Here is a 10,700-nt window from a genome sequence, read left to right as displayed (position 1 = left end):
CCCCCCAAGATGCGCACCACCAAAGCGACCCACGCGGTCGAACGCCTGAAGACCCGCTCCGGCAACCCGCACTTCGCGGCCGTCGCGATGGCGGGCGGCCTGTTCTATCTCGTCGACCGCTCGGGCGGCACCGCCGAGAAGCGCTGCGAGCCGCTGCCGCTCGACGAATTCGTCAAGTTCGTCGACGAATTCGGCCCCAAAAAGCCGCGCAAGGCGAGCAAGCTCGACCTCGCGTTCGAGGCGCAGATCAAGAAGAGCAAGGGGTAAAGGTCTGTTGCAGGCCGCCTGAAGGCTTCCCGGCCGTGCCGTTTGGTACAATCACGAAGTTTCTCTATCCCCGCTGATGGCCCATCAGGCTGCGTGACCACACCATGAATATCGAAAACGCGCGTTTCAACATGATCGAACAGCAGATCCGTCCGTGGGACGTGCTGGATCTGGATGTCCTGGGCCTGCTGTCGATCGTCAAGCGTGAAAACTACGTGCCGGCCGAATACCGCGATCTCGCGTTCGCCGATCTCGAACTGCCGCTGCCCGGCGGCGCCAGCAAGATGCTGTTCCCGCGCGTCGAAGCGCGCGTGCTGCAGGAACTGACGGTCAAGAAGCACGAAAACGTGCTCGTGATCGGCGCAGGCTCGGGCTACCTGGCTGCGCTGTTCGCGCATCGCGCGCAGCACGTGACAGCCGTCGAGATCGATCCGACGATCGCGAAGTTCGCGGAAGACAACCTGCGCAACGACGGCGTGACCAACGCCGAAGTCGTGCTCGGCGACGGTTCGCGCGGCTGGGCCGCGAAGGCGCCGTACGACGTGATCTGCGTCGCGGGCGGCCTGCCGGTCGTGCCGCAGGAAATGCTCGAGCAGTTGAAGATCGGCGGCCGCCTGTCGGCGTTCGTCGGCGGCCGTCCGGTGATGAAGGCGCAGATCATCACCCGCATCGACGACAAGCAGTACCGTGTCGCCGACGTGTTCGAAACGTACATCGACCACTTGGTCAACGCGATCGAGCCGTCGCGCTTCAAGTTCTGAGCGGCGGAGCCTCCATGCAGATCCTGACGCCCGCGATGCTCGCGGAATGGCTTGGTGACACGGCGCGCCCCGCGCCGGTCGTGCTCGACGTGCGCGAGCCGTGGGAAATCGCGACCGCGCAGATCGCCGGCAGCGTGGCGATTCCGATGCAGCAGATTCCCGCGCGCAGCGAAGAGCTCGACGACGAAGCGGAAATCGTCTGCGTGTGCCATCACGGGATGCGCAGCGCGCAGGTCGCGATGTTCCTCGAATCGCGCGGCTTCACGAAGCTGTACAACCTGCAAGGCGGGATCGACGCGTGGTCGCGCGACGTCGATCCGTCCGTGCCGCGTTACTGATCGCTCCTTCCGGCGGCGCATCATGCGCCGCCGCGCCGCCCGGCACTGCCGCCGGCCGCACCGATCCGCCGAACGGGCGCGCACTGCGTGCCCGTTTTTCTTTTCCTCCCCGCTTTCCCTGCGTTTCGACGCCGAAGCGCCGTCGTGCACCATTTGCGCCCGTGCGTCTGCACCGCAACGGACCGCACATGCTGCACGACGCGTCATCCGCACCGCCCCGATGCCCGACGATGGTCCGCGCAGGCACGCCGGGCGTGCATCCGCGCGACTGGCACATGCCTTGCGTTACACGATGGCCGGCGCCGCCAGGGCGCACGCACATCCAACACGACAAGGGGATCTCGATGAAACGTCGCAGTCTGTTGAAGTTCGGTTCGATGGCCGGCGCGCTCGCGCTGGCGGGCAAGAGCCCGTTCGCGCACGCGGCCGACGCGGGCACCGGCCCGATCAAGGTCGGCGTCCTGCATTCGCTGTCGGGCACGATGGCGATCTCGGAGACGTCGCTGAAGGACACCGCGCTGATGACGATCGCCGACATCAACAAGAGCGGCGGCGTGCTGGGCCGCAAGATCGAACCGGTGGTGGTCGATCCCGCGTCGAACTGGCCGCTGTTCGCCGAGAAAGCGCGCCAGCTGCTCACGCAGGACAAGGTCGCGTGCGTGTTCGGCTGCTGGACGTCGGTGTCGCGCAAGTCCGTGCTGCCGGTGTTCGAGGAACTGAACGGGCTGCTCTACTACCCGGTGCAGTATGAAGGCGAGGAAATGTCGCGCAACGTGTTCTACACGGGCGCCGCGCCGAACCAGCAGGCGATTCCCGCCGTCGAGTACCTGATGAGCGCGGAAGGCGGCGGCGCGAAGCGCTTCTTCCTGCTCGGCACCGACTACGTGTATCCGCGCACGACCAACAAGATCCTGCGCGCGTTCCTGAAATCGAAGGGCGTGAAGGACGCCGACATTCAGGAGGTCTACACGCCGTTCGGCCACAGCGATTACCAGACCATCGTCGCGAACATCAAGACCTTCTCGCAGGGCGGCAAGACGACCGTGGTCTCGACGATCAACGGCGACTCGAACGTGCCGTTCTACAAGGAGCTCGGCAACCAGGGCATCAAGGCGACCGACGTGCCGGTCGTCGCGTTCTCGGTCGGCGAGGAAGAGCTGCGCGGGATCGATACGAAGCCGCTCGTCGGCCACCTCGCCGCGTGGAATTACTTCATGTCGGTGAAGAACCCGACCAATACGAAGTTCAAGGACCAGTTCGCCGCGTGGGTGAAGGCGAACAACCTGCCGGGCGGCGCGAAGCGCGTGACCAACGATCCGATGGAAGCGACCTACGTCGGCATCCACATGTGGAAGCAGGCCGTCGAGAAGGCGAAGAGCACCGACGTCGACAAGGTGCGCGTCGCGATGATCGGCCAGACGGTGGCCGCACCGTCGGGCTTCACGCTCGCGATGGACGGCAACCATCACCTGCACAAGCCGGTGATGATCGGCGAGATCCGCGGCGACGGGCAGTTCAACGTCGTGTGGAAGACCAAGACGGCCGTGCGTGCGCAGCCGTGGAGCCCGTTCATCGCGGGCAACCAGGGCAAGCCGGACGTCGTCAGCTCGATTCCGGCGTTCCTGCGCCGGCAGCGCGCGGCGCTGGCCTGACGCCGTGCGGCACGTCGCGCTTCGTGTGCGACGTGCCGCCCGCACGCTCGCCCGCTGCCGATGCGCCGGCCGCGCTTGCCGTGACCCATCGCCCGCGCCGGCGCCACGCCGCACCGCTCCCCTTTCCCACGCCCGACAGGATTCCCCGATGCCTACACGCTTTCGCCGAGCCGCCCGCGCGATCGTGGCATGCGCCGCCCTCGCGGGCCTGCTGCCGCACGCCGCGTTCGCGCTGACGGCAGCCGATACCGCCGCGCTCGCCGGCGACGACTTCGACGCGAAGACGGCCGCGATCGAACGGCTCGCCGCCGACACCGATCCGCGCGCCGTTGCGGTGCTCAATGCGCTGTCGAGCGGCGATGCGCTCGCAACCGGCGACGGCCACCTGCTGATCCAGTCCGGCGACACCGCGCACGACGCGCTCACGCAGGCCGCGACGCCGGCCGGCGACGCGCAGCCGGTGATGCTGAACAACCTGCTGCGCACGAAGATCGCCGGCGCGCTGTCGGGCCTCGCGCTCGCGTCGCCCGACGTGGCCGCGCGCCGCGACGCGATCGACGCGCTGCTGAAGTCGCCCGACCCGGCGCTCAAGCCGATGATCGACCGCGCCCGCGCAAAGGAAACCGATCCGGCGCTGAAACGCCGCCTCGATGCGCTGTGGGCGATCGCCGCACTGCACGATCCCGATCCGGCGAAGCGTCTCGAAGCCGCGCAGGTGGTGGCTGCCCGCAGCGACCTCGACATGATCGAACAACTGCGCCCGCTCGTCGCGAAGAACGCCGACGGCAGCTACGCGGAACCCGACGCACGCGTGCGCGACGCCGCACAACACGGGCTCGATACGTTGCACGCGCTGCAGCGCCGCGGCGAGATCGTCGGCACGTTGTTCGCGGGCCTGTCGCTCGGCAGCGTGCTGCTGCTCGCCGCGCTCGGCCTCGCGATCACGTACGGGCTGATCGGCGTGATCAACATGGCGCACGGCGAATTCCTGATGATCGGTGCGTACGCAACCTATGTCGTGCAGACGCTGATCCAGCGCTACGCGCCCGGCGCATTCGACTGGTATCCGCTCATCGCCGTGCCCGTATCGTTCGCGGTGGCCGCCCTCGTCGGCATCGTGCTCGAACGGCTCGTGCTGCGGCACCTGTACGGCCGCCCGCTCGAAACGCTGCTCGCGACCTTCGGCGTGAGCCTGATCCTGATCCAGGCCACCCGCATGCTGTTCGGCGCGCAGAACGTGCAGGTCGTGAACCCGTCGTGGATGAGCGGCGGCGTGACGGTGATGCAGAACCTGATCCTGCCGTACAACCGGCTCGCGATCCTCGCGTTCGCGCTCGCGGTGGTGTTCGTCGCGTGGGCCGTGCTGACGAAGACGCGGCTCGGCCTGTTCGTGCGTGCGGTCACGCAGAACCGCCGGATGGCCGCCTGCGTCGGCGTGAAGACCGCCCGCGTCGACGCATATGCGTTCGCATTCGGCGCGGGCATCGCGGGCCTCGGCGGCTGCGCGCTGTCGCAGATCGGCAACGTGGGCCCCGATCTCGGCCAGAACTACATCATCGATTCGTTCATGGCCGTCGTGCTCGGCGGCGTCGGCCAGATCGCCGGTACCGTGCTCGGCGGCTTCGGGCTCGGCCTCGCGAGCAAGGCGATCGAACCGTTCTGGGGCGCCGTGCTCGCGAAGATCGCGGTGCTCGTGATGATCGTGCTGTTCATCCAGAAACGCCCGCAGGGGATGTTCGCCCCGAAGGGCCGCAGCGCGGAGGCTTGACGTGACTTCATACACCGATTCGATGTCGAACCCGGTCGCCGACGCGTCGAAGCCCGCTGCCGCCGCGCGCGCGGCGGACGGCTTCGCGCTCGGCCTGCCGCCCCGCCCCGCGCTGCTGTCGCGCCGCGCGTGGCTCGCGCTCGTCGCGCTGTGCGTGGCGATCGGCATCGGCGTGCCGCTCGCCGCGCTGGTTGCGCCCGAAGCCAGCGCGTTCCATCTGTCCGCGTACACGATGACGCTCGCCGGCAAGCTGATGTGCTACGCGATCGCCGCGCTCGCGCTCGATCTCGTGTGGGGCTACTGCGGCATCCTGAGCCTCGGCCACGGCCTGTTCTTCGCGCTCGGCGGCTATGCGATCGGCATGTACCTGATGCGCGAGATCGGTCGCGACGGCAAGTACGGCAGCGACCTGCCCGACTTCATGGTGTTTCTCGACTGGCACCAGTTGCCGTGGTACTGGAGCGGCACGCAGCATCTCGCGTGGGCCCTCGCGCTGGTCGTGCTCGTGCCGGCCGTGCTCGCGTGGGTGTTCGGCTTCTTCACGTTCCGCTCGCGCGTGAAGGGCGTGTACCTGTCGATCATCACGCAGGCCATGACGTTCGCCGCGATGCTGCTGTTCTATCGCAACGAGACGGGCTTCGGCGGCAACAACGGCTTCACCGATTTCAAGCGCATCGCCGGCTTCGCGATCACGTCGCCGGGCACGCGTACGGTGCTGTTGCTGCTGACGTTCGCGACCCTCGTGCTCGCGTTCATCGCCGCGCGCGCGATCGTCACGAGCAAGCTCGGGCGCGTGGTGACCGCGGTGCGCGACGGCGAGACGCGGCTGATGTTCCTCGGCTACAGCCCGCTCGCGTACAAGCTGTTCGTGTGGACCGTGTCGGCCGTGCTGTGCGGCATCGCCGGCGCGCTGTACGTGCCGCAGGTCGGCATCATCAATCCCGGCGAGATGTCGCCCGGCAACTCGATCGAAATGGCGATCTGGGTCGCGGTGGGCGGGCGCGGCACGCTGATCGGGCCGATCGTCGGCGCGTTCGCGGTGAACGGCGCGAAGAGTTTCTTCACCGCGTACTTCGCCGAATACTGGCTGTTCTTCCTCGGCCTGATCTTCGTGCTCGTGCCGCTCCTGCTGCCGCGCGGGATCATGGGCCTCGTCGAAACCGTGCTCGCGAAGGGGAAACGCGCATGAACGGAACGGCTCTCTACCAGTTCACGCCGCCGCCCGAGGACGAGCTGCTGGCCGTCAGCGGCAGCGCATCGATGGGGCGCGTCGTGCCGGACGGCATCGATACGTCGCACGGCACGATCCTCTATCTGGAGGATATCGAGGTGAGCTTCGACGGCTTTCGCGCGCTGAAGAAGCTGTCGCTCGCGATCGACGCGGGCGAGCTGCGCTGCGTGATCGGCCCGAACGGCGCGGGCAAGACGACGATGATGGACGTCATCACCGGCAAGACGCGGCCCGATGCGGGCAAGGTGTTTCTGGGCCAGACGATCGACCTCGCGCGGATGAACGAGCCCGAGATCGCGCGGGCCGGCATCGGCCGCAAGTTCCAGAAGCCGACCGTGTTCGAACAGCATCCGGTGTGGGAAAACCTCGAACTCGCGATGCAGACCGACAAGGGCTGGCTCGCGTCGCTGCGCGCGCGGCTCGACCGCACCGCGCAGGGAAAGATCGAGGAAACGCTCGCGCTGATCGGCCTCGAAAGCCACGCGTATCGCGCGGCCGGCGAGTTGTCGCACGGGCAGAAGCAGCGGCTCGAAATCGGCATGCTGCTGATGCAGCGCCCCGCGCTGCTGCTGCTCGACGAGCCGGCGGCCGGGATGACCGACCACGAGACGATGGAACTCGCCGAGCTGCTGAACACGCTGCGCGGCACCTGCTCGATGATGGTCGTCGAGCACGACATGGAGTTCGTCGCGGCGCTCGCGGGCGACACGGGACGCGTGACGGTGATGGCCGAAGGCGCGGTGCTCGCGCACGGCACGCTCGACCAGGTCAAGCGCGACGACGCGGTGATCGAGTCTTACCTCGGACGATGATGCGATGCTGAAAATCGAAGCGCTGAACCAGTACTACGGCGGCAGCCATATCCTGCGCAACGTGAACCTCGTCGCCGACGACGGCAAGCTCACCGTGCTGCTCGGCCGCAACGGCGTCGGCAAGAGCACGCTGCTGCGCTGCCTGATGGGCGTCGTCGCCGCGAAAAGCGGCAGCGTGTCGTGGCGCGGCGCCGCGCTCGGTGCGCTGCCGCCGTATGCGCGCGTCGCGGCCGGGCTCGCGTACGTGCCGCAGGGCCGCGACATCTTTCCGCGGCTCACCGTCGAGGAAAACCTGCTCGTCGGCGCGGCGAGCCGCAAGGCGCCATCGAAGGTACCCGACCGTATCTACGATCTGTTCCCGGTGCTGAAGGACATGCGCGCGCGGCGCGGCGGCGACCTGTCGGGCGGCCAGCAGCAGCAGCTCGCAATCGGCCGCGCGCTGATGAGCGAGCCGCAGTTGCTGATCCTCGACGAGCCGACCGAGGGCATCCAGCCGTCGATCATCCAGGACATCGGCCGCACGCTGCGCCAGCTCGTCGACGAATCGAACATGACCGTGCTGCTCGTCGAACAGTATTACGATTTCGCGCGATCGATCGCCGATCGCTACTGGGTGATGAGCCGCGGTGAGATCGTCGCGGGTGGTGACGCGCGGGACATGGAAACGAATGGCGTACGCGAACTGATCGCGGTGTGATGGACACCCCGGCGTCCAGCCGGGGGTGTCGACGATCAACTCTTGTTATTCGACCCCCATACTTCGAGCGTTGAATATTTTCAAATTATCAAATGAATTACGCATTTCTCGCATGCAGTCAACGCGTCACCCCGGATCATGCCCTTCCCGAGGAGTGGTTTGAGGTGTGACGGGATCCGGCAAATCCGGCACGGCGGCGTTATAAAATTTCATATAATCAAACATACTCTATATATACTGCAATCAGACAACGCCCTAGTCACGCCACGATGAGCAACAAAACAGTCCAGCGGTTGATGCAGGAGACCCTGCGCGGTTACCCCATCGATTCCGAAACGCTTCGGAACATGGGCGTGAGCGCGGCTTTGGCGTCACATATGGTCAAGTCCGGCTGGTTACAACGCCTTTCAAAAGGTACCTACCTGCTGACCGGCGACACGCCCTCGCGGGACGGCATCATCGCGCATCTTGGCCGACGCGTCCCCGGCATCCATGTCGGCGGCAAAACAGCCCTCGCCTGGCAAGGTGTTCGCCACAACATCACATTCAAAGAGAAAGTCATTCTCTGGGGCCCGAGACCTTATCGCATCCCCTCATGGGTCGCGGAGCACATGCGCTACACGTACCAGACCACTGCGTTGTTCGACGAATCGTTGCCCTATTCATTCGGGCTGACGCAGCTTCCCGCCGGGGGGCCCGACGTGCTTGTTTCCGTACCGGAGCGAGCCATACTGGAGCTTGCAAGCGACATCGGAAAGGGACAGTCGTTAGAGGAAGCATCCAACCTGGTGATCGGATTGCGCAACCTGCGCGTCAAAACGCTGGACGTGCTTCTACATCACTGTACGAGCGTGAAGGTGGTACGACTGGTGCGGGATCTTGGACAGGGTGCGGACTTCCCGTGGGCGCGAGAACTCCAGAGGCACGTCAACCGTCTCGGCGAAGGCACGCGATGGTCGAACAAAATGAAAGACGGCAAGCGACTCACACTCAAACCGTGATGAACCAGATCTACGTAGACACCGTCCGGCTGATGCTCGCGATTGCACCGATCGTCTTCGACACGCCGCGCTTCGCGATGAAGGGCGGTACCGCGCTAAACCTCTTTCTCCATGACATGCCACGTCTGTCGGTCGACATCGATGTCGTGTTCACCGATCGAGGCCTGAACCGCGAAGAAGCGCTCGATGCGATCAACCAGGAGCTGGATCGAACCCGGAGGCAAATCGAGGCCGAGGGACATGCGACGGAGTTCTCGGCTGCCTCCTCATCCGGGAAAGCGAAGGGCGACGACGTGAAGCTCGTGGTCCTTTCCGGCGCGACCGCCGTCAAGGTCGAGGTCAACTACATATTCCGAGGCACGTTACTCGACCCCGTCCGGCGGCTCATCACGAAGCAAGCCGAGGACACCTTCAGCACCAGCATCGAAGTCCCGACGCTTCACGACGCGGAGCTCTACGGCAGCAAGCTGGTGGCCGCACTGGACCGCCAGCATCCACGCGACCTTTTCGATGTGATGCATATGTATTCGCACCATGGGTTGCGCCCGGATATCGTGGATGCGTTTGTGGGCTACCTGTCCGGGCATAACAGGCCGATTCACGAGGTGTTGTTCGGACCGAAGCATTCGATGGCAGATGCCTACGACTCCGATTTCGTCGGCATGACGGTCGAACCCGTCGACCTGGCGGTGCTCGAAACAACACAAGAACGGCTCCATCGGGAACTACCCGCATCGCTCACGGAGAATCATCGTCGATTCCTGATATCGCTGGTCCGGGCCGAGCCAGACTGGTCCTTGATGCCATACGCGCATCTGCGCGAATTGCCGGCCCTGAGATGGAAGCTCATCAACCTCGGAAATCTCAAAAAGAAAAAGCCGGAGGTGTTCGCCCAGCAGGAGTCGGCGCTCCGCGAGAAATTCGCCACGCTGGACAACGAACATGCGTCGGCCGACACGGAGACCGACACCATGCGACCGAGCCAAGAATAAACGCGCCAGCAGCGTGCCGCCATTCTCGCATCGCTCGCGTCCCTCGCACTGCTCTGACGCGCCATCGGACATGTTCGGCCATGCTGGTCACGCAGAGGATTGACGATTCGATCAAAGCCGGCACTTTCAACGCACGCGGCATCTGCATTATTGTTCCGGTAGCATCCACGTTCTTCGCACCCGCTTCCTCGTTTCCCGTTCGCCGCCGATGTCCGCCCCCGATTCGCATGCCCCGCTGTCCCGCCCCGCCGTCGCCAAGTCGTGGCGCGGCCGCCTCGAACTCGGCTTCGAGCGGCACGGCGCACGCACGACGCTCGCGCACCGGTTGCACGACGGCCCGCTGCGCGTGCAGCGGCCGCTGTACCCGGAAGGCGACGCGATCTGCCATGCGGTGATCGTCCATCCGCCGGGCGGCGTCGCGGGCGGCGACCGGCTCGACATCGACATCGCGCTCGGCGACGGCACGCACGCGGTACTGACGACGCCCGGCGCGACCAAGTGGTACAAATCGAACGGCCTCGATGCGACGCAGCGCATCGGCATCACGGTCGGCGCGCACGCGAAGCTCGACTGGCTGCCGCAGAACAACCTGTTCTTCGACGCAGCGCACGCGGCGCTCGACTTCACGGTGACGCTCGGCGAAGGGGCAAGCGCGATCGGCTGGGACGCGACGCAGCTCGGCCGGCAGGCGGCCGGCGAAACCTGGTCGGCGGGCCGCATCGCATCGACCTCTGCGCTCGTCGCCGCCGACGGCCGGCCGCTCTGGACCGAGCGCGCGCTACTCGATGCGCGCGACCCGCTGCGCGGCGCGCTGCAAGGCCTCGCCGGTTTTCCTGCCTACGGCACGCTGTGGGCCGTCGGCGCCGCGTGCGACGCGGCGCTCGCCGAAACGCTCGCCGCGCGGATGCCGTTCGACGACACGCTGCGCGCCGGCGCGACCTGCGTGACACCCGGCGTCGTGCTGGTACGCGCGATGTCGACGTCGATGGAAGCGCTGCAGCGCCACTTCACCGACTGCTGGCTGCAGTTGCGGCCGATCGTGCACGGCGTCGATGCGCGGCCGCTGCGTCTCTGGCAAACCTGACCGCGCACGCATCACGCACCGTTTCGGCGCAACGTCACCCCGCGCGCCGCACGCTCGCCATGCATCACGCACCACGAACGCGCATGAAGGCACGTCG

The 10,700-nt window shown here is 66.2% G+C and carries 11 protein-coding genes; all 11 read left to right on the top strand.

All coding sequences use genetic code 11. The annotated features are described in order from the left end of the window. Nucleotides 1-9: 9 nt before the first annotated feature. Nucleotides 10-267: a hypothetical protein gene (locus tag AP428_RS01840; protein WP_006476690.1), complete on the top strand. Its 258-nt coding sequence runs from the start codon at nt 10-12 to the stop codon at nt 265-267. Between the two features lie 104 nt (nt 268-371). Then, a complete protein-coding gene (locus tag AP428_RS01835) occupies nt 372-1,028 on the top strand; it encodes a protein-L-isoaspartate O-methyltransferase (RefSeq protein ID WP_011544780.1) in 657 nt (218 codons plus the stop codon). A gap of 14 nt (nt 1,029-1,042) precedes the next feature. After that, nucleotides 1,043-1,366, top strand: a complete 324-nt coding sequence (locus AP428_RS01830) for a rhodanese-like domain-containing protein (protein ID WP_006476692.1) — start codon at nt 1,043-1,045, stop codon at nt 1,364-1,366. Nucleotides 1,367-1,710: 344 nt separating this feature from the next. Beyond that, entirely contained in the window at nt 1,711-3,018 is a 1,308-nt protein-coding gene (gene urtA / locus AP428_RS01825) for an urea ABC transporter substrate-binding protein (protein ID WP_011544779.1), read from the top strand. A gap of 148 nt (nt 3,019-3,166) precedes the next feature. Continuing rightward, nucleotides 3,167-4,786, top strand: a complete 1,620-nt coding sequence (gene urtB / locus AP428_RS01820; protein ID WP_054927467.1) for an urea ABC transporter permease subunit UrtB — start codon at nt 3,167-3,169, stop codon at nt 4,784-4,786. Nucleotide 4,787: 1 nt separating this feature from the next. Next, nucleotides 4,788-5,975 carry an urea ABC transporter permease subunit UrtC gene (gene urtC, locus AP428_RS01815; protein WP_027810756.1) on the top strand — a complete coding sequence of 396 codons (1,188 nt, stop codon included), beginning with the start codon at nt 4,788-4,790 and terminating at the stop codon, nt 5,973-5,975. Beyond that, nucleotides 5,972-6,829 carry an urea ABC transporter ATP-binding protein UrtD gene (gene urtD / locus AP428_RS01810; protein WP_006476695.1) on the top strand — a complete coding sequence of 286 codons (858 nt, stop codon included), beginning with the start codon at nt 5,972-5,974 and terminating at the stop codon, nt 6,827-6,829. Before urtC ends, urtD begins: the two co-directional genes overlap by 4 nt. A gap of 4 nt (nt 6,830-6,833) precedes the next feature. Then, nucleotides 6,834-7,526, top strand: a complete 693-nt coding sequence (gene urtE / locus AP428_RS01805) for an urea ABC transporter ATP-binding subunit UrtE (protein ID WP_011544776.1) — start codon at nt 6,834-6,836, stop codon at nt 7,524-7,526. A gap of 269 nt (nt 7,527-7,795) precedes the next feature. Continuing rightward, nucleotides 7,796-8,527, top strand: a complete 732-nt coding sequence (locus tag AP428_RS01800) for a type IV toxin-antitoxin system AbiEi family antitoxin domain-containing protein (protein ID WP_011544775.1) — start codon at nt 7,796-7,798, stop codon at nt 8,525-8,527. Continuing rightward, nucleotides 8,527-9,519, top strand: a complete 993-nt coding sequence (locus AP428_RS01795; RefSeq protein WP_011544774.1) for a nucleotidyl transferase AbiEii/AbiGii toxin family protein — start codon at nt 8,527-8,529, stop codon at nt 9,517-9,519. The genes AP428_RS01800 and AP428_RS01795 overlap by 1 nt, the downstream gene beginning before the upstream one ends. A 208-nt stretch (nt 9,520-9,727) precedes the next feature. Beyond that, the gene (locus AP428_RS01790; protein ID WP_054927466.1) at nt 9,728-10,603 is read left to right on the top strand and encodes an urease accessory protein UreD; all 876 of its coding nucleotides are present in this window, start codon (nt 9,728-9,730) and stop codon (nt 10,601-10,603) included. Nucleotides 10,604-10,700: the final 97 nt, after the last annotated feature.

It is taken from the genome of Burkholderia sp. E168m22 (assembly GCF_001319805.1).
In the GTDB taxonomy this organism is placed as follows: Bacteria; Pseudomonadota; Gammaproteobacteria; order Burkholderiales; family Burkholderiaceae; genus Burkholderia; species Burkholderia orbicola.
The sequence above is the reverse complement of the archived record's forward strand: the minus strand, read 5'-3'. Positions and strand labels throughout refer to the sequence as shown.